This window comes from Streptomyces sp. NPDC050549 (assembly GCF_040655035.1).
GTDB lineage: Bacteria > Actinomycetota > Actinomycetes > Streptomycetales > Streptomycetaceae > Streptomyces.
Map to the genome: position 1 here is coordinate 31490 of NZ_JBFAJD010000053.1, position 18663 is coordinate 50152.

Annotated in this window: 15 protein-coding genes, 1 pseudogene and 1 riboswitch; of the genes and pseudogenes, 6 read left to right on the plus strand and 10 right to left on the minus strand. The window is 70.9% G+C overall.

All coding sequences use genetic code 11. From position 1 onward, the window contains the following. The first annotated feature begins 90 nt into the window (after positions 1–90). The gene (locus AB0I51_RS43240) at positions 91–732 is read left to right on the plus strand and encodes a LysE family translocator (protein ID WP_362984148.1); all 642 of its coding nucleotides are present in this window, start codon (positions 91–93) and stop codon (positions 730–732) included. 22 nt (positions 733–754) lie between these two features. Here the strand turns inward: AB0I51_RS43240 and AB0I51_RS43245 are convergent, their stop codons facing one another. Beyond that, positions 755–1195 carry an SRPBCC family protein gene (locus AB0I51_RS43245; protein ID WP_362984150.1) on the minus strand — a complete coding sequence of 147 codons (441 nt, stop codon included), beginning with the start codon at positions 1193–1195 and terminating at the stop codon, positions 755–757. Positions 1196–1309: 114 nt separating this feature from the next. Here AB0I51_RS43245 and AB0I51_RS43250 point away from each other — a divergent pair, with 114 nt between their 5' ends. Further along, entirely contained in the window at positions 1310–2323 is a 1014-nt protein-coding gene (locus AB0I51_RS43250; RefSeq protein WP_362984152.1) for a DUF2278 family protein, read from the plus strand. A gap of 87 nt (positions 2324–2410) precedes the next feature. Then, the gene (locus AB0I51_RS43255) at positions 2411–3625 is read left to right on the plus strand and encodes a cytochrome P450 (protein ID WP_362984154.1); all 1215 of its coding nucleotides are present in this window, start codon (positions 2411–2413) and stop codon (positions 3623–3625) included. 1 nt (position 3626) lies between these two features. Here the strand turns inward: AB0I51_RS43255 and AB0I51_RS43260 are convergent, their stop codons facing one another. The 7 genes and pseudogenes from AB0I51_RS43260 to AB0I51_RS43290 all read right to left on the minus strand — a co-directional run. Beyond that, positions 3627–4361 (minus strand): polysaccharide deacetylase family protein, encoded by a 735-nt coding sequence (locus tag AB0I51_RS43260; RefSeq protein ID WP_362984182.1) that lies wholly within the window; start codon positions 4359–4361, stop codon positions 3627–3629. Positions 4362–4506: 145 nt separating this feature from the next. Beyond that, positions 4507–5085: a histidine phosphatase family protein gene (locus AB0I51_RS43265; protein ID WP_362984156.1), complete on the minus strand. Its 579-nt coding sequence runs from the start codon at positions 5083–5085 to the stop codon at positions 4507–4509. A gap of 110 nt (positions 5086–5195) precedes the next feature. Then, positions 5196–7514 (minus strand): 5-methyltetrahydropteroyltriglutamate--homocysteine S-methyltransferase, encoded by a 2319-nt coding sequence (gene metE / locus AB0I51_RS43270; protein WP_362984158.1) that lies wholly within the window; start codon positions 7512–7514, stop codon positions 5196–5198. A gap of 144 nt (positions 7515–7658) precedes the next feature. After that, a riboswitch (cobalamin riboswitch) is annotated at positions 7659–7883 on the minus strand. 72 nt (positions 7884–7955) lie between these two features. Beyond that, a complete protein-coding gene (meaB, locus tag AB0I51_RS43275; protein WP_362984160.1) occupies positions 7956–8939 on the minus strand; it encodes a methylmalonyl Co-A mutase-associated GTPase MeaB in 984 nt (327 codons plus the stop codon). Continuing rightward, positions 8936–11113 (minus strand): methylmalonyl-CoA mutase, encoded by a 2178-nt coding sequence (gene scpA / locus AB0I51_RS43280; protein ID WP_362984184.1) that lies wholly within the window; start codon positions 11111–11113, stop codon positions 8936–8938. The genes meaB and scpA overlap by 4 nt, the downstream gene beginning before the upstream one ends. A gap of 8 nt (positions 11114–11121) precedes the next feature. Continuing rightward, on the minus strand, positions 11122–12927 hold the full coding sequence (locus tag AB0I51_RS43285; RefSeq protein WP_362984162.1) for a methylmalonyl-CoA mutase subunit beta: 1806 nt from the start codon (positions 12925–12927) through the stop codon (positions 11122–11124). 110 nt (positions 12928–13037) lie between these two features. After that, positions 13038–13228 (minus strand): annotated as a pseudogene (locus tag AB0I51_RS43290) (diaminopimelate decarboxylase); the annotation flags it as partial. A 311-nt stretch (positions 13229–13539) separates the two neighbouring features. On the opposite strand from AB0I51_RS43290, the gene AB0I51_RS43295 reads away from it, so the two are divergent. Beyond that, the gene (locus AB0I51_RS43295) at positions 13540–15147 is read left to right on the plus strand and encodes a metallophosphoesterase family protein (protein WP_362984164.1); all 1608 of its coding nucleotides are present in this window, start codon (positions 13540–13542) and stop codon (positions 15145–15147) included. 3 nt (positions 15148–15150) lie between these two features. On the opposite strand, the gene AB0I51_RS43300 is transcribed toward AB0I51_RS43295, so the two are convergent. Next, complete coding sequence (locus tag AB0I51_RS43300) at positions 15151–15801, minus strand: helix-turn-helix domain-containing protein (RefSeq protein ID WP_362984166.1); 651 nt, start codon at positions 15799–15801, stop codon at positions 15151–15153. A 257-nt stretch (positions 15802–16058) separates the two neighbouring features. On the opposite strand from AB0I51_RS43300, the gene AB0I51_RS43305 reads away from it, so the two are divergent. Beyond that, a complete protein-coding gene (locus tag AB0I51_RS43305) occupies positions 16059–16748 on the plus strand; it encodes a class II aldolase/adducin family protein (RefSeq protein WP_362984168.1) in 690 nt (229 codons plus the stop codon). Here the strand turns inward: AB0I51_RS43305 and AB0I51_RS43310 are convergent. Then, a complete protein-coding gene (locus AB0I51_RS43310; RefSeq protein WP_362984170.1) occupies positions 16736–17371 on the minus strand; it encodes a ScbR family autoregulator-binding transcription factor in 636 nt (211 codons plus the stop codon). The genes AB0I51_RS43305 and AB0I51_RS43310 overlap by 13 nt on opposite strands. A gap of 110 nt (positions 17372–17481) precedes the next feature. Between AB0I51_RS43310 and AB0I51_RS43315 the strand changes: the two genes are divergently transcribed. After that, complete coding sequence (locus AB0I51_RS43315; protein WP_362984172.1) at positions 17482–18408, plus strand: ScbA/BarX family gamma-butyrolactone biosynthesis protein; 927 nt, start codon at positions 17482–17484, stop codon at positions 18406–18408. Positions 18409–18663: the final 255 nt, after the last annotated feature.

Here is an 18663-nt window from a genome sequence, read left to right on the forward strand (position 1 = left end):
TGTCGGACTTGTGCGTCGAGGGAGAGCACCGACGCCGGGCGAGCGGGAAATGGGTTGCGAGCCCGGGGTACCCCCGCCTTCCATGGGTCCATGGTGTCCACCGACCGACTGCTCGCCTTCGCGGTCCTGTCCTTCCTGCTGATCATCGTTCCCGGCCCCAGCGTGCTGTTCGTGATCGGCCGGGCGCTGGCCCACGGCCGCCGTGCCGCGCTGACCACCGTGCTGGGCAACACGCTCGGCGCCTGCCTCCTCGTCGTGGCCGTCGCGCTCGGCATCGGCTCGCTGGTGGAACGCTCGGTACTCGTCTTCACGACCCTCAAGCTCGCCGGCGCCGCCTACCTCGTCTACCTCGGAGTGAAGGCGTGGCGGCAACGCGGTTTGCTGCGGGCCGCGTTCGCCGGAGAGGGGGCGCCCCCACGCAGCGGCCTGCGCACCCTCTGGGAGGGCTTCGCCGTCGGAGTCGCCAACCCCAAGACGATCGTGTTCTTCGCCGCCGTACTGCCCCAGTTCGTGGACCGTGAAAGCGGCCATGTGACGGCCCAGATGCTGCTGCTCGGCCTCGTCTTCAACCTCATCGCCGTGCTCTCCGACAGCGTGTGGGGTCTGGTCGCCGCCACCGCCCGCGACTGGTTCGCCCGCTCACCCCGCCGTCTCTCCGCGGTCGGCGGCGCGGGCGGCCTCACGATGATCGGCCTGGGCGTGACGGTGGCGGTGACGGGCCGCAAGGACTGAATCCGCCACGACCGAGACCCCGCTACGGCCGCCTCAGCAGCCCGTTCACCGCCCGCCCGAACATCGACCGCGCCGCCCAGCGCAGCGGCCCGTCGAACAGGCGCGGCAGGAACCGCACCCGCAGCTCCTCCTGCCAGACCACGCGGCTACGGCCCCCCGGTCCCGGCCGCACCTCGATCTCCGCCCAGCCCAGGACCACCCGCCCCCGCTTCTCCAGCCGCACGAGACCCGGTTCGTCGTCCGCCGGCGGCCGCCACACGGTGACCTCCATCCGGTCGTCGAAGGCGAGTGGGCCCAGACCGGAGCGGGCCACGAACACCGTGCCCTCACCGGTCGGCGGCGGAGTGAGCACGGTGACCCGGGTCAGCGGGACCACATCGCCGTGGCGCGGCCACTCCGTCAACCGGCGCCACGCCTCCTCGAGGGGGAGCGGTGCCGTGCGTTCGAGGCGGAAGTTGACCATGCAGGGATCGTAGAGAACGCATCGCGGTCGGCGGTACTTTCGTCGGGGGGCTCACACCCTTGGCCGAGCGGTTCATAGGTACGCAGACGTACACCACAGGGGGAGTCGGTCGTCATGCCACTGAAGGCCTACGGCGTACTGATCACACGCGCGGTGGACACCCGGCGCGAGGGCGCCGCCGGTACACCGCACTACCAGAGCCACCTCACGGACGACTCGGGCACGCACTACCGCGCGGCCGTCAACGTCCTGTCCCAGGAGAAGCCCTCCGAGCTGCTGTACCTCGTCAGCGAGGACTTCCAGCACCCGGTCACGGCCCGCGTGGAGGGGTTGCCGAGCGGCTGGAACACCCTGCTGCCCGGGCCCGGCGGCCCCAACCTCGACTTCGTGCGCGGCAACCTCTTCGACCCGGCCCAGCTGCGCACGCTCCCGCCGGACGCGAGCGGCCCCGACAACGACCTCGCCGACCTCCTCGACCACTACGTACGACGCGCGGTCGACGACCCGGACGCCCGGCTGTACGTGTTCGGCGAGCGCTTCGGCCCCGAACCGACCGTCAAGGACAAGGTGTTCGGCTTCCTGCCGGGCAACGGCGTCCACGACATCCATATGAACCAGGGCAACAGCCGTCGCTTCAGCGGCGACGACGGGGTCTGGCAGGACGGCGGCATCCTGATCCACTTCCCGGCGCAGTCGCGCTGGGTGGGCATCTTCCTCGCCTTCCAGAGCCAGTCCTGGCACACCGACGACTCCACGGGCCACACCCTGGAGGGCACCGACGGCAACCGCAACGAGCCCGGCGGGCAGCCCGTCCGGGTCGTGGCGGCCCTGGTCAACCCCCGTGGCCCGGCACCCGAGGCGGAGCGCGTCATCCTCCTCAACGCCTCGCCCGACCCCGTCGACCTGACCGGCTGGCACGTCCGGGACCGGCTGGGCAACTCCTGCGCGGTACCGGCCCCCGGCCCCCTCGCCGCCGGTGCCCCGCTCCTCGTCCCGCTCACGGTCGGCGTCCAACTCGGCAACCAGGGCGGCGAGATCACCCTCCTCGACGCGGCGGGGCTCAAGGTCCACGGTGTCTCGTACACGGCGGACCAGGCCGCGCGGGAGGGCTGGACCGTGGTGTTCTGACGCCGCCCGGACGCTCCCTTCCGCACCGGGCGCGCGTACGGCACCATGAGCCCGACCCGCACCGCACCACCGGCCGGAGGGTGTCCCGTGGACCGCGAACTGCACGGCAGACTCGACGAGTTGCAGCGCGACCCGTACCCGCTCTACACCCGGGCCCGGCAGACGGAGGGCCTCACCCACGTCGCCGAACTCGACGCCTGGCTCATCGCCAGGGACGCCGACGTCCGCGAAGTCCTGCGCCGCCCCGAGGATTTCTCCTCGGCGGTCGCGCTGCGGCCCGACGTGCTGCCGTCGCCCGCCGCGCTCGCCGTCCTCGGCGGCGGCTTCGGCGGGCGGCCGGTCGTCGTCACCGCGGACGGCGCGGAGCACCAGCGACTGCGCGCGCCCGTCGTCCGCGGCCTCTCCCCGGCCCGCGTCACGGCCGTCCTGCCCTACGCCGCCGAGCGCGCCGCCGCCCTCGTCGACACGTTCGCCGAGGACGGGCACGTAGAACTGATGTCGGCGTACGCCCGCAGGCTCCCCGGCGAGGTGATCGGCCGGATCGTCGGCCTCGACCCCGCCGACGTGCCCGGAGTCGTCCATGGCGGCCACCGCGCCGAGGAGTTGCTGTTCCGCCCCCTGGAGGAGGCCGAGCAGGTCGCCGCGGCCCAGGACGTCGTCGCGATGCAGCACACTCTCGACCGGTACGTACGGGAGCGCTACGACCAGCCCCGCGAGGACCTCTGCTCGGAGCTGGTCGCCTCCGTCGCAGAGGGGCCGCTCACCCTGGACCACCGGCATCAACTCGTCGCCGATCTGCAGAACTTGCTGATCGCCGGCCACCTCACCACCACCGCGCTCATCGGCACCACCGTCCTGCATCTGCTCCGCCACCCGCGCCAGTGGGAGCTGCTGTGCGCCGAACCCGAGCGCATCCCCGCGGCCATCGAGGAGGCGGCCCGCTACGACACCGCACTGCAGGGCTTCCGCAGAATCACCACCCGGCCGGTCGTCCTCGCCGGTACCGAACTCCCCGCCGGGGCAACGCTGTTCGTCGCCTTCGGCGCGGCCAACCGGGACGAGCGGCGCCACCCGCACGCCGACACCTTCGACATCACCCGCTCTCCCGCCGCCCGCCACCTCGCCTTCGGCCTCGGCGTGCACGGCTGCCCGGGCTCCCAGCTCGCCCGGGAGCAACTCCGGCTCACCCTGGAGGAGTTGACCCGTCGACTGCCCGGACTGCGGCTCGCAGCGGATCGTCCGGTCACCATGCGGCCCACGATGATCCACCGTTCCCCGTACGCCCTGCATCTGACCTGGTGACTCAGGGCCGGTAGACCTTCCCCGGCTCCGCCTTCCCGGGCGCCAGCAGCTGCGGCACGGTCACGAACACGTACCCGCGTGCCTTCAGCGCGTCGATGATGCCGGGGACGGCGGGCACGGTGCCCCGGTACAGGTCGTGCAGCAGGATGATCCCGTCCCGGGTGGCCTGGGCGAGGACGCGCTTGGTGATGAGGGCGGAGTCGGTGGTCGTGTAGTCCTTGGCGGTCACGCTCCACAGGACCTCCGCCAGGCCCAGTTCTCGGCAGATCTTGTGCACGGTGTCGTCGGTGCGGCCCTGCGGCGGACGCATCAGCGTCGGCTTCTTCCCGGTTATCCGCTCTATCGCGTCGTCCGTGCGTTCCAGTTCGCCGCGTATCTGGGCCGGCTTTATCCGGGTCAGGATCTTGTGGTCCCAGGTGTGGCTGGCCACCTCGTGCCCCTCGGCGGCCATGCGCTTGACCAGCTCCGGGTACTTGGCGATGTGCCCCTTGCCGAGCAGGAAGAAGGTCGCCGGGACCTGCTTCTCCTTCAGGATGTCCAGCAGTCGCGCCGAGTTCTCGCTCGGCCCGGCGTCGAAGGTCAGCGCGATGCACTTCGCCTCACGGCAGTCGACGGTCCCGAAACGGGCCTGCGCGGTCGCCGACACGTCATGCGTCCGGGCGGCGGCGGGCGCGGTCGTGTCGAGCTTGGTGCATCCGCTCGACGCAAGGCCCAGCGAGGCGACCGCCACAAACATGCCGACGGCACGCAACCCGGCCCGGGTTCTTTTCCTCTTCTTGTCCAGAGACCTCAGAGATGGCATGTCCAGACTATACATACTGAGTATATACGGTGTGTATAGTCGGTCGAAGATGCTCGGAGGGACGACCCCCGTAATCGCGTCAGCGGCCCTCGGCCCCCAGCTCCCGTCCGAGCCGCAGGTTCCATCGCCCGGACTGCCCGCTGAGGTCGGTCGCGGTCAGCGGGGGCACGTCGAGCCGCCAGAAGGCCGGTCCGGGCGCGCCGAGGATCGTGACCGCCAGGGCCCGTACGAGCTCCTGCTCCACGACCGCGAGGGTCCTGCCCCCGAACGTCGCCGTCTCCTCCAGCCACCCGGCCGCCCGCTCGCACAGCGCCCCCACCGACTCCCCGCCGTGGGGCGCCGCGTCCCGGTCCGACAGCCAGGACAACACCGCGTCCGGTTCCCGCGCCATCACCTCGTCGAGGGTCAGGCCCCGCCAGCGGCCCATGTCGAGCCCCGCCAACTCCGGCTCCGGCACGGCCGCGAGACCGAGGGCGGACGCCGTCTCCCGGCAGCGCGCCGTGGGGGAGACCAGTACCCGGTCGGCCGCCCCGAGCGAACCGGCGGCGGACTCGGCGCAGGCCCGGCCGCGCGGGTCGAGCGGACTGCCCTCGTCGAACCGGGCCTCCCGCAGGGACCGGTTCAACGCCGGTGAGATCAAGGTGATACGGATGGTCACTCGCTCGCTCCGGTTCTCCTGGCTGTACGGAACATCGTCTCGCGTAAACCGCACGACGGGGGCGGCCGGGCGGACACCTGCCCGGCCGCCCCCGCCTTCGGGCCTTCGGGTCAGGAGCCGGCCAGTTCCTCACGGACCGTACGTGCCGCCGCGACCAGGCTCTCCAGGGACGCGCGGGTCTCGGGCCAGCCGCGGGTCTTCAGACCGCAGTCGGGATTGACCCACAGCCGCTCCGGCGGAATGGCCTCAAGTCCCTTGCGCAGCAGGGCCGCCGCCTCGTCCGCGTCCGGGACCCGCGGCGAGTGGATGTCGTACACGCCGGGTCCGGCCTCACGCGGATAACCGTGCCCGGCCAGCTCGCCGGCCACCTGCATGTGCGAACGGGCCGCCTCCAGACTGATGACGTCCGCGTCGAGATCGTCGATGGCCTGCACGATGTCGCCGAACTCGGCGTAGCACATGTGCGTGTGGATCTGCGTGTCCGGCCGGACCCCGGAGGTGGTGAGCCGGAACGCCTCCGTCGCCCAGGAGAGATACGCCTCCCGGTCCGCCGCGCGCAGCGGCAGCGTCTCGCGCAGCGCCGGCTCGTCGACCTGGACGACCGAAGTCCCCGCCGCTTCAAGGTCGTCGACCTCGTCGCGCAGGGCGAGGGCGACCTGCCGGGCGGTGTCGCCGAGCGGCTGGTCGTCGCGGACGAAGGACCAGGCGAGCATGGTGACCGGCCCGGTGAGCATGCCCTTGACCGGTCGCGAGGTGAGGGACTGGGCGTATGCCGTCCAGCGGACCGTCATCGGCTCGGGGCGGGAGATGTCCCCGGCCAGGATCGGCGGCCGGACGTAACGGGTGCCGTAGGACTGCACCCAGCCGTGCTGCGTGGCGAGGTAGCCGGTGAGCTGCTCGGCGAAGTACTGGACCATGTCGTTGCGTTCGGGTTCGCCGTGCACCAGGACGTCGAGGCCGGTCTTCTCCTGGAAGGAGATCACCTCGCCGATCTCCGCCCTGATGCGCTCCTCGTACCCGTCCGTGTCGATCCGGTTCTTCCTCAAGTCCGCGCGGGCGGTGCGCAGTTCGGCGGTCTGCGGGAAGGAGCCGATCGTGGTGGTCGGCAGCAGCGGGAGCCCGAGGCGCGCCCGCTGGGCGGTGGTCCGTTCGCCGTACGGCTGGGAGCGGCGGGCGTCGGCCTCGGTGACGGCGGCGGTACGCGCCCGTACGGCGGGGTCCCGGGTGATCGGGGAGCCCGCGCGGGAGGCCAGGTCGGCCCGGTTCGCGGCCAGTTGGGCGGAGATGCTGTCGGTCCCCTGGGCCAGGGCCTTGGCGAGCGTGACGACCTCACGTGTCTTCTGACGCGCGAACGCGAGCCAGCGCAGGATCTGCGGTTCGATGTCCCGTTCGGCGGCGGCGTCGAGCGGGACGTGCAGCAGCGAGCAGGAGGCCGCCACGTCGACCCGGTCGGCGAGACCGAGCGACGTGCCCAGTACGGCAAGGGACTTGGTGAGATCGTTGCGCCAGATGTTGCGGCCGTCGACCACCCCGGCGACCAGCCGCTTGCCGGGCAGCCCGCCCACCGCGGCCAGTGCGTCCAGGTTGGCGGCGGCGGCCTCGGTGAAGTCGAGCGCCAGCCCCTCCACCGGAGCCTTCGCCAGCACCGGCAACGCGTCGCCGAGCCGGTCGAAGTAGGAGGCGACCAGCAGCTTCGGCCGATCGGCGAGCGCCCCGAGCTCACGGTAGGCACGCTCGGCGGCGTTCAGTTCGGCCGGGGTCCGGTCCTGCACGAGCGCGGGCTCGTCCAGCTGCGCCCACTCCGCGCCCGCCGCCCGCAGATCCGCCAGCACCTCGGCGTACACGGGCAGCAGCCGGTCCAGCAGCGTCAGCGGATCGAAGTCCGGGGCGACGCCGGGCGCTGGCTTGGCGAGCAGGAGGTAGGTGATGGGGCCGACGAGCACCGGGCGGGCCGTGAGGCCCAGCGCGAGGGCCTCACGGAATTCGCCGACCTGCTTGCCGGAGTCGGCGGCGAAGACTGTGTCGGGCCCCAACTCGGGCACCAGATAGTGGTAGTTGGTGTCGAACCACTTCGTCATCTCCAGCGGCGCCACGCCCTGCGTGCCGCGCGCCATCGCGAAGTACCCGTCCAACGGGTCGAGTCCGACGGCGGCGCGGTGGCGGGCGGGGATCGCGCCGACCATGACGCTGGTGTCCAGGACGTGGTCGTAGTACGAGAAGTCGCCGGTCGGCACTTCGTGGATGCCGGCCTCGGCGAGCTGCCGCCAGTTGGTGCGGCGCAGTTCGGCGGCGGTGGCCCGGAGGGCGTCGGCGTCGACGGAGCCCTTCCAGTAGCCTTCGACGGCCTTCTTCAGTTCCCGGCCCTGTCCCTGACGGGGGTAGCCGTACACGGTGGCCCGTGCTGCCGCGGCTGCGGACTTCGCTGTCACGGAACTCTCCTTCGCGAGCTGTCTCCCTGAGATCCCGGGGACGGGACGCGAGCGCGAAGGAACGCCAGACCGGACGGCTGTTGAGCCCGTCGGTATGTACGCCGACCCGCCCACGAGGTCACCGGGATTCCGCGCGCAAAACCCGTTCGCGCGCGGGCAGTTGGCAGGTCTTCGGACTCGCGGGCACGCCCTCCGTCGAACCGGAGGACACCTACTGGCCGTCGCTTCCCAGATCCTGTCGCGGACCCAGTGCGTATGACGGCGGTCGTTCCTGCTCACCGCTGCGGGGCAGTCCCGGAGTCTCACCGGGTTCCCTCTTGCGACGCGCCCGTCCGGCTGACGGGGCGAACCAGCTGCGTGGGTCAGCCTAGCGGGTGGGTTGAGTTTCGGCTTTCCGCCGGTGGGGGCCGGGCGCGCAGTTCCCCGCGCCCCTCAGGTGAGTCAGCTGGGCGGGAGTCCAAAAGCTCGCAGGATTTCCTCGGCCGCCAGAGTTGCCGTCAACTCGCCGTCTCTGACCCGCTGTTCGAGCACAGGCCCAAGCGCACGCACCGTCGGATCCGCGTGCAGCCTGCCCAGAAGCTCCTCGCGGACCATCGTCCACGTCCAATCCACCTGCTGCTCGCGGCGCTTGGCGGCCAGACGACCTGTGGAGTCCAGCAGGGACCGGTGTTGTTCCAGGCGCTCCCAGACCGTGTCCAGGCCCGTGCCCTCTCGTGCGCTGCAACTCAGTACCGGCGGGGTCCACGCGGCGTCGGCCGGATGCATCAGGCGCAGGGCGCCTGCCAGTTCACGTGCCGCGCTCTTCGCGTCGCGTTCGTGCGGGCCGTCCGCCTTGTTGACGGCGATGACGTCCGCCAGCTCCAGGACACCCTTCTTGATGCCCTGCAACTGGTCGCCGGTGCGGGCCAGGGTCAACAGGAGGAAGGAGTCGACCATGTTGGCGACCGCCGTCTCCGACTGGCCGACGCCTACCGTCTCGACGAGGACGACGTCGTAGCCCGCCGCCTCCATGACCACGATCGACTCCCGGGTCGCCTTCGCGACACCGCCGAGCGTGCCGGCGGTGGGGGAGGGGCGGACGAAGGCCGCCGGGTCCACGGCCAGGCGTTCCATGCGGGTCTTGTCGCCGAGGATCGACCCGCCCGTCCGGGTGGAGGACGGGTCGACGGCCAGCACCGCGACACGGAAGCCGAGCGAGGTGAGCAGCGTGCCGAACGCGTCGATGAACGTCGACTTGCCCACACCCGGAACACCACTGACGCCGATCCGCCGCGCCTTTCCACTGTGCGGCAGCAGCTCGGTCAGCAACTCCTGTGCCATGGACCGGTGTTGGGGCCTGGTCGACTCGACGAGCGTGATGGCGCGGGCCACCAGGGCCCGCTTGCCGTCGAGCACCCCCTTCACATAGGTGTCGACATCGATCACGGGGTGTGCCCGAGGTCGGTGGCCAGCCGCTCGACCAGGTCGTAGGCCGCGTCCGGGATCACCGTCCCGGGCGGGAACACGGCCGCCGCGCCCATCTCCAGGAGCGTGGGGACGTCCTGCGGAGGGATCACTCCGCCGACCACGATCATGATGTCCTCGCGGCCCTCCTCGGCGAGGGATTCCTTCAGCGCCGGTACGAGGGTGAGGTGTCCTGCGGCCAGTGAGGACACCCCGACGACGTGCACGTCCGCCTCGACGGCCTGGCGGGCCACCTCGCCGGGGGTCTGGAAGAGGGGGCCGACGTCGACGTCGAAGCCGAGGTCGGCGAAGGCGGTGGCGATCACCTTCTGGCCGCGGTCGTGGCCGTCCTGGCCCATCTTGGCGACCAGGATGCGCGGGCGGCGGCCCTCGGCCTCCTCGAACTCGGCCACGAGGGCACGGGTGCGCTCGACGGACGGGGAATCGCCGGCTTCGGTGCGGTACACACCGGCGATCGTACGGATCTGGCTCGCGTGCCGCCCGTACACCTTCTCCAGCGCGTCGGAGATCTCGCCGACCGTGGCCTTCGCACGGGCCGCGTTCACCGCCAGCTCCAGGAGGTTGCCGGAGCCCTCGGCGGCCCGGGTCAGGGCGTGCAGCGCGTCCTGGGTGGCCTGTTCGTCGCGTTCGGCGCGCAACCGCCGTAGTTTCTCGATCTGTTGGGTGCGGACGGAGGAGTTGTCGACCTTGAGGACGTCGATCTGCTCGTCGGTCTCCACCCGGTATTTGTTGACGCCGATGACCGGCTGGCGACCGGAGTCGATGCGGGCCTGGGTGCGGGCCGCGGCCTCCTCGATGCGCAGCTTGGGGATGCCCGCGTCGATCGCCTTGGCCATACCGCCCGCCGCCTCGACCTCCTCGATGTGCTGCCAGGCCCGGCGCGCGAGGTCGTAGGTGAGCTTCTCGACGTAGGCGCTGCCGCCCCAGGGGTCGATGACCCGGGTGGTGCCGGACTCCTGCTGGATGAGGAGCTGGGTGTTGCGGGCGATGCGGGCCGAGAAGTCGGTGGGCAGCGCGAGGGCCTCGTCGAGGGCGTTGGTGTGCAGCGACTGCGTGTGGCCCTGAGTGGCCGCCATCGCCTCCACCGCCGTGCGCGTCACGTTGTTGAACACGTCCTGCGCGGTCAGCGACCAGCCCGAGGTCTGCGAATGGGTGCGCAGGGAGAGGGACTTGGCGTTCTGCGGGTCGAACTGCCTGACCAGCTTGGCCCACAGCAGGCGGGCCGCCCGCAGTTTCGCGATCTCCATGAAGAAGTTCATGCCGATCGCCCAGAAGAACGACAGCCGGGGCGCGAACGAGTCCACGTCCATCCCCGCCTCCCGGCCCGCCCGGATGTACTCGACCCCGTCGGCGAGGGTGTACGCCAGCTCCAGGTCGGCCGTCGCGCCCGCCTCTTGGATGTGGTAGCCGGAGATGGAGATCGAGTTGTAGCGGGGCATCCGCTGCGAGGTGAAGGCGAAGATGTCGGAGATGATCCGCATCGACGGCTTCGGCGGATAGATGTAGGTGTTGCGGACCATGAACTCCTTGAGGATGTCGTTCTGGATGGTCCCGGCCAACTTCTCGGGCGGTACGCCCTGTTCCTCGGCGGCGACGATGTAGAGCGCCAGTACCGGCAGCACGGCGCCGTTCATCGTCATCGACACGGTCATCCTGTCCAGCGGGATGCCGTCGAAGAGCTGCCTCATGTCGTAGATCGAGTCGATCGCCACGCCCGCCATGCCGACGTCACCGGTCACGCGCGGATGATCACTGTCGTAACCCCGGTGCGTGGGCAGGTCGAAGGCGACCGACAGGCCCTTCTGACCGGCCGCGAGGTTGCGGCGGTAGAAGGCGTTGGACTCCTCGGCCGTGGAGAAGCCCGCGTACTGGCGGATCGTCCAGGGCTGGTTGACGTACATCGTCGGGTACGGGCCGCGCAGATACGGGGCGATGCCCGGGTAGGTGCCCAGGAAGTCCAGGCCCTCCAGGTCCTGCCCGGTGTACAGCGGCTTGACCGCGATGCCCTCCGGGGTCTCCCAGAGGAGATCGTCGCCACCCGCCGCCTTCTTGACGGCGTCACGCCACTCGTCGGCACCGGCTTCGGTGGCCGGGGTTCCCAGCTCGATCCCGGAGAAGTCGGGGATGCGCCCCATCGCTGCCATCAGGACACTCCCATGCGGTCGAGGGTGGCGGACAGGACGGCCACGGCGTCACAACCCGCGAAGACATAGGCGTCGACGCCGGGGTACTCGCCGGGACGGCCCGCGAGGAACACGTGCCCGGCACCGGCCGACCTCAACTCCCCGGCGACCGAGGCCGCTTGCTCCTCGTACAGTGCGTCGCTGGAGCACAGACAGGCCTCGGCGGCCCCGCTGTCCTCGAACGTGCCCTCCGTGACGGTCTCGATGCCGCCCGCCTGGAACAGGTTCGAGGCGAAGGCGAGGCGGGCCGTGTGCGCGGCGGCCGGGCCGAGCGCGGCCAGGAAGACGCGCGGCCGGGAGCCGGTCGCGGCGAGATGGGCGTCGGAGCGGGCGCGCAGTGCCTCGTAGGCCTCGTCGCGGCGCACGCGCGGCAGCCCGCCGGAGGGGACTTCGGGAGCGGGTGCGCGCTCCGGGAGGCGCTCGGCGAGGTTCGGGAACTCGCTGACGCCGGTGATGGGTTCGCGGCGCCTGGCCAGCTTCGCGCTGCGCGCCGCCCAGGTGGTGGCGAGGTCCTCGCGGAGGCTGTCGGAGGCCAACGCGGCTGCCTGGCCGCCCTGTTGCTCGATGTGCTGGAAGAACTCCCAGCCCGCGTGGGCGAGTTCGTCCGTGAGTCGCTCCACGTACCAGGAGCCGCCCGCCGGGTCGATCACCCGGGACAGATGCGACTCCTCGACCAGGATCGTCGAGGTGTTGCGGGCGATCCGGCGCGCGAACGCGTCCGGCAGGCCCAGTGCGTGGTCGAAGGGCAGCACGGTCACGGACTCGGCGCCGCCCACCCCGGCGGCCAGCGTTGCGACCGTCGTCCGCAGCATGTTCACCCACGGGTCACGGCGGGACATCATCACCGGCGAGGTCACCGCGTGCTGCACCTGCCCGCCGGGCGCCCCGCACACCTCGGCGACCCGCGCCCAGAGCCTGCGCGCCGCGCGCAGCTTGGCGATGGTGAGGAACTGGTCGGCGGTGGCCGCGTACCTGAACTCCAGCTGGGCGACGGCCTGTTCGACGCTCAGCCCGGTCCCGGTCAGCTCCCGCAGATAGGCCACACCGGTCGCCAGGGAGGCGCCCAGCTCCTGCGCCGCCGAACCGCCGGCCTCGTTGTAGGGCAACGCGTCGACGGTCAGCGCGCGCAGCCCCGGGTACTCCTCGGCGCAGCGCCGGGCGAGTGCGGCGACGGGCGCGAAGTCGAAGGCCTCGGCCCCGGTGCGGGCCGCGAAGCCCAGTGGGTCGGCGCCCAGGTTGCCCCGGGCGGCCTCGCGCGCGATGCCCCGCTCCTCGTACAGCCGTAGCAACTCGGCCGCGGCGGAAGCGACTTCGGGCCCCGGGTCGAGGACGACGGGTGCCAGGTCGAGATAGACACCGTCGAGGACCTTGCCGAGCGAGGCGACCGGGATGCCCTGCTCGCCCACGGTCAGCCACAGCGAGGTGACGCCGTTCTCCAGGTCGCCGAGGACCGCGGAGTTGTCGGCCGTCGTGTGCCGCTGCCGCACGTCCCAGCCGCCGAGGGTGTTGCCCTCGGCCCGGCCGCCCCGGACGTAGGGGGCGAAACCGGGAAGGCCGGTCTCGGGCGCGGAGTCGTCCGCGGTGTACAGGGGGCGGGCGCGCAGCCCGTCCTCCAGGGGGGTGGACAGGGCGTCTTCCGCTGCCGTACCCGAGGCTTCCTTGCCCGACTTGCGCAGTACGCCTTCCACCAGGCGTTGCCACTGCTCATGGGTCGCGTCAGGGAACTCGGCGGCCAGCGAGAGCCCGTCGTCAGGCAGGACCGTCATGCTCGGATGCTAGGGCAAACGTGCAGGTGAGCAGCAGAGGACGCGGCTGTGACCTTTGCCTCGCCTGGCGGTCTAGACCACTTCGGGCCCGGCTGCGGCTCCTGTCCCTCCAGTCCGACGTCCCGTCGGCTCAGGTCCTCCAGTGACTCGCGACGGACCAGGACACGGGCGCTGCCCTCGGTCACCGCGACGACCGGCGGTCCGGCGAAGGGGTCGCCGGGGCCTACGTCGCCGGGCAGCGCCACCTCGTCCGCGAGGACGTCGCCGCCTCGCAGTGCCGGCCCGCGACCGTGACCGGACGTGGCGCGCTGCCGCCCGGCACTGTTCCTCGTCGCCCACTCCTCGCCGTACGACAGACTTCCGCGGCCCGGCGAAGTGCCGGTTCTCCACGCCGTGGCGGCGGTGGCCGGAATTGATCCCTCAACTCGCCTTCCGTGACCCGCCCGTGTCAACGAAGTGGCGGTCCCCGGCAAAGCGCGGGGCAAGAATCGCCGCCCCGGCGCGCCCCGTGCTTCGCGATGGCCGTCTGGCAACTCACTGTTCACTCAGGAGCCGCCGGGAAGCGCCAGGGTGCGGTCGTTGTCAGCTCAACTGCTTGCCAGGGAGGGCATCATGACCGCACAGACAGAGACACCGGACGGTTCGCCGCAGTCGTCCGAGGGGGTCAGCCGACGGCACGCGCTGGGGCTCCTCGGTACGGCCGGCGCGGGCGCCGCCGTCACCCCCTTGCTGGGAGCAGGCACGGCACAGGCCGCCCCGTTGGACGCCCCGGCACTCCACCTCACCGCCGACTCCTCCGGCGCGGTGCCGGTCCAGGGTCTGCACCTCACCTTCGGGGCGGACCCGCGCACCCAGATGACGGTCTCGTGGATCACCGACAAACCGGTGACCAGACCCGTCGTGCGCTACGGCACCCTGGAGCACGGTTTCGGCTCCAGCGCCAAGGCCCGCACCGTCACCTACGTCGACGGCACCTCCAGCCGCACCGTCCACGTCCACCACGCCGCGCTGAACAAGCTCACCCCGGACACCGACTACCTCTACCTCGCCACCCACGAGGGCGCGACCCCCGACAGCGGCACGTTCCGCACCGCCCCGCGCGGCCGGAAGCCGCTCACCTTCACCAGCTTCGGCGACCAGTCCGCCCCCCAGGTGACCTGGGCGGCCAACGGCACGGTCGGCCTCGACGCGAACTCCACGCCCGCGACGAAGGACATCGTCACCGGCATCGAGCAGGTCGCCCCGCTCTTCCACCTCCTCAACGGCGACCTCTGCTATGCCAACCTGGACGTCGACCGGGTGCGCACCTGGAACAACTTCTTCACCAACAACACCCGTTCGGCCCGCTTCCGCCCCTGGATGCCGGCGGCCGGCAACCACGAGATCGAGAAGGCCAACGGCCCGATCGGACTCGGCGCCTACCAGACCTACTTCTCCCTCCCGTCCACCGAGACCGACGCCGAACTCGCGGGCCTCTACTACGCGTTCACGGCCGGCTCGGTCCGGGTGATCGTGCTGCAGAACGACGACAACTGCCTCCAGGACGGCGGCGACGTCTACATCAGCGGCTACTCCGGCGGTCGTCAACTCGCTTTCCTGGAGAAGGAGTTGAAGGCGGCCCGGGCCTCGCGCGACACCGACTGGATCGTCGTCGCCATGCACCAGGTCATGGTCAGCTCCACCGACGCCAACGGCGCCGACCTGGGTCTGCGCCAGAAGTACGGCCCCCTCTTCGACCGCTACGGCGTGGACCTGGTGCTCTGCGGCCACGAGCACAACTACGAGCGCTCGCTCGCCGTTCGCGGAGTCGTCAGCGGCACCGAGACCCTGACCCCCAACCCGGTCTCCGCGGCCACCGACAACATCGACACCGGCCTCGGCACCGTCCACATGATCCTCGGCGGCGGTGGCGTCTCGGGCACCACGAACCAGAGCTTCTTCAAGGACGGCACCGGCAAGGTGATCACGTCCGTGTCGGCGACCCCCGGCTCCAACGGCAAGCGCACCTCCACCTACACCAAGGAGGAGGCGGTCTGGATCGGCGTCCGGGACACCGAACACCCCTACGGCTTCGCCGCGTTCACCGTCGACCCCGGCGCGCACCCCGGCGACACCACCCGTATGCACGTGACCTACTACAACGTGAACAAGCCCAACGGCGACCTGTCGGTGTTCGAGAACTTCACCCTGCACCGCAAGCGCTCGGACGGCTACCGCTGAGCCCTAGCCGGAGCGGTCCTGGTTCTCGTCCGGCAACCAGTGCAGGGCGAACCAGAGTTCCATCCGCACGCCGGGGTCCTGCAGGTCCACATCGAGCAGTTCGGCCACCCGTGCCAGACGGTGCCGCACGGTGTTCCGGTGGACCTGCAGGGCCGCAGCCGTACGGTCCCAACTGCCGTGCAGTGTCAGCCAGGTCCGCAGGGTCTCGACCAGGACCGGCGCCCCCGGCGAACCGGCCTCGTCCAGCGGGGCGAACCGGTTGCGGGCCAACTCCCGGGCGTCGGTGGCCGGAACGAGCCCGTGGACGGTGAGCGGATCCCTGCTGTGGACCACGGCCGGCACCTGTGCGGCGAGCGCGCGCTTCAGGGCGCGTCCGGCCTGGACATCTGCGTGCGCCAGCTCCGAGGCCGGCACCGGCGTACTGAACCCGAGAACCCAGCCCAAGTCCGCTGCCTGCGCGGGCACTTCGGTCACTACGTCGGGCGCACCGGGCACCAGCGCCTTCAGCGCGGAGCCGTCGACGTGCAGATACGCGGTGCGCAACGCGGTTCCCAGCGTGGCGAGTTGAGCCGGATCGTCTCCTGGTGGCGGAGCCGGTGTGTAGCGGCCGTGGACCACGACCCAGTGCCCGGCGGGCGCGAGCGCGGGCGCCACGTCGGCCGGGGCCGCGCCCCTCGTCGCCTACGTGGCCGTCGGCCTCCTCACCAAGCCGACCGAAGAGTCCGTCGGCCAGGCCTGGCACCGCCGCCTCGCGGGCGAACAGGCGCCCACCGCGACGGAGTTGAGCGTGGCCTGAACCGCCGTACCGGCCCCCCCCACCCGCACCCGCACGTGCCGTATCCCGTCGGAAGGTCCCCATGTCCTCGGAAGAACTCCGGCTGCGCCGCGAACTCGCCGCCGTCTAAAGGCTCGTGACGCACTTCAGGATGACCGACCTGATCTTCACCCATATCTCCGCCCGGCTCCCCGGCCCGGACCACCACTTCCTGATCAACCCCTACGGCCTCCTCTTCGAGGAGATCACCGCGTCCGACCTGGTCAAGATCGACCTGTCCGGCCACCCCGTCGAGGAGTCCCACCACCCGGTCAACCCGACCGGCTTCGTCATCCACAGCGTCATCCACGCCGCCCGCCCCGACGCCCACTGCGTCCTGCACACCCGCACGAGGTCCGGCTGCGCCGTAGCCGCCCAGGAAAGCGGCCTGCTCCCGCTCAACCAGATCTCCATGGAGTTCTACGGCAGGCTCGGCCACCACGACTACGAGGGCGTCGCCCTCAACCTCGCCGAACAGCGGCGCCTGGTCGCCGACTTGGGCGGCGGCCACCCCGCGATGATCCTGCGCAACCACGGCCTGCTCACCGTGGGGGAGACCCCCGCGCAGGCCTTCCTGCGCATGTACCACCTCGACAGGGCCTGCGAGACCCAGACCACCGCGAGCGCCCCGCTGCTCACCCCCGCCCCCGACATCTGCGAACTCACCGCCCGCCAACTCACCGGCGAGGACGAGAAGTCGGACCTCCAGGACGACAAGGCCTACGACCTCGCCTGGTCGGCGCTGCTCCGCCTGGTGGAGCGCATCGCCCCGGACTACAGGGACTGACCGAGCAGAGTGCGGGCCCGGTCCAGGCAGCCGTGCGGATCGGGGGCCGCCTGGAGGGCGGGGAGCAGAAAGAGCCAGAGGTCCGTCACCGCCTGCTCGACGTGTCTGCGGTCGTCCAGGGCGTCGGACACGGTGTGGGTGCCGAAGAAACCGGCGACGATTACCCGTGCGGCCCGCTCGATATCGGTATCCGGCGCGAGTTCGCCGTTCTCCCGTGCGGAGTCCAGGAGTTGGACGACGGTTTCGATCCAGCCCACGAACGGCTGCGGCAATGCGGCGGGAATGGATTTGCTCTCGTTCGAGAGCCTGTTGCCCGCCCGCACGATCACGTTGTCGCGGAACTCGCGCGCCACCGCGAGACTGAGCCCCACCAGCCGGTCCAGGACGGGGCCGTCGAGCGAGGTCCAGGTCTCCACCAGCCTCGGCCATTCACCGAAGTGGGCCTCGAAGACGGAAGCGGCCAGACCCTCCTTGCTGCCGAAGTGGAAGTAGATGGCGCCGCTGGTGTAACCGCTCCGCCGCGCCACGTCGCTGATGCTCGTCCCGACGTATCCATGCTGTTCGAACAGCACTGCCGCCGCCGCCAGGACGGCCTGCCGGGTGGCTTCCGCGCGTTCTTGCATCGCCCTCAACGACCCTTGCCCTTCACGCCGAATCGTCTTTTCAGGCGAATCTATCGGACAGCGCGGCATTTCTTATCCGCACCCGCAAGGATCACGCATCCTATTATTTTATGAAGGAATCCACCGGGTCTCCCCCTTCCGATACGGCGGTACCGACACTGAGCTGGGACCGCTCCGTACCGCGCAATCTCGTCCACCGGAAGTCGATCGCGGAGGTCCTCCTCACCGACGGACACGCGCTGGGCGATGGACGGTATCTGCTCGCCGCGCAGTGGTCACGCTCCCACACCACGTTCCGGCCCGGATCCGGCGACCGGCACGACCCGCTCCTGATCGCAGAAACCCTCCGGCAGGGCTGTCTGTACCTCTGCCAGCGCTTCCTGGAAGTCCCCGGGACGAGCAGGTCCGTCATCAAGACCATCGGCTTCCGCCTCGACCCCGCCACGGAACCCGTGGTCGGCTACGGCGCGACCGACGTGACCTGTCGCGCCAGGGTGTACGACGTCCGTCGCGTCGAGGGTCTCCCCCATCCCGTCGCGCTCAGCCTCCGGCTCGAACTGGCCGCGGGCGACGCCGAGTTCGGCAGCGCCGAGGGCCGGGCCCGCATTCTCGCCGAGGACGAGTACAGGGGGCTGCGAGGCGCCCGGTCCGGTGTGCTTCCGGCACCGGGCGAGGACATCCGGCGACTCCCGCCCACCGACGTCTCGGCCGCCGCCCCCGGCGGTGTGATGGTCGCCAGGGACGGGACCGGTTCCCTGCGGGTGGCACCGGCCGACCTTCGCCATCCGTTGTTCTTCGACCACCCCAGCGACCACATCCCCGGCATGGTCCTCCTGGAAGCCGCCCGCCAGGCGGCCTGCCTCACGAGCGGCGACACCTCCGGCCGACTGACCGGCTGCCGTATGACGGCCTCCCGGTTCACGGACTGGGACCCGCCCGCGTACGTCGCGTGCGAGCCCATGGGGGAGGGGTGGGCGTTCCGTGTGACTCAGGGTGGGGGTGTGACGGCTTCGGGGGGTCTGTGGTTGGAGCCGTGAGGGATGGCAGGGGCGCGATTCGGCGGCCGACGACGACCCGGCAGCCTCCCGGCCCGGTCCCGGTCCCCGTCCTGGACACCTGGTCGGTGACTCGTCGGAGGCAGCGCGAGGAAATCATCCGCATCACTTCTCCCCAAGGACTCCCTAGAGCCCCTAGAGCCAACGCCGTTCAGTTAGGCGTGGATGTTGTTCGTCAATGCTGGTGAACGAGGCAGCGGAGCTGCTGTAGAAGAGGTCTGTCCTCCAAGACATCCT

Excerpts from the sequence above, each read along its gene's own strand:
- AB0I51_RS43310 (WP_362984170.1), bottom strand. The coding sequence starts at position 17,371 with ATGCAAGAACGCGCGGAAGCCACCCGGCAGGCCGTCCTGGCGGCGGCG.
- AB0I51_RS43285 (WP_362984162.1), bottom strand. The coding sequence starts at position 12,927 with ATGACGGTCCTGCCTGACGACGGGCTCTCGCTGGCCGCCGAGTTCCCT.
- AB0I51_RS43250 (WP_362984152.1), top strand. The coding sequence starts at position 1,310 with ATGCCACTGAAGGCCTACGGCGTACTGATCACACGCGCGGTGGACACC.
- AB0I51_RS43240 (WP_362984148.1), top strand. The coding sequence starts at position 91 with ATGGTGTCCACCGACCGACTGCTCGCCTTCGCGGTCCTGTCCTTCCTG.
- AB0I51_RS43315 (WP_362984172.1), top strand. The coding sequence starts at position 17,482 with ATGAAGGAATCCACCGGGTCTCCCCCTTCCGATACGGCGGTACCGACA.
- AB0I51_RS43260 (WP_362984182.1), bottom strand. The coding sequence starts at position 4,361 with ATGTTTGTGGCGGTCGCCTCGCTGGGCCTTGCGTCGAGCGGATGCACC.
- AB0I51_RS43295 (WP_362984164.1), top strand. The coding sequence starts at position 13,540 with ATGACCGCACAGACAGAGACACCGGACGGTTCGCCGCAGTCGTCCGAG.
- AB0I51_RS43245 (WP_362984150.1), bottom strand. The coding sequence starts at position 1,195 with ATGGTCAACTTCCGCCTCGAACGCACGGCACCGCTCCCCCTCGAGGAG.
- scpA (WP_362984184.1), bottom strand. The coding sequence starts at position 11,113 with ATGGGGCGCATCCCCGACTTCTCCGGGATCGAGCTGGGAACCCCGGCC.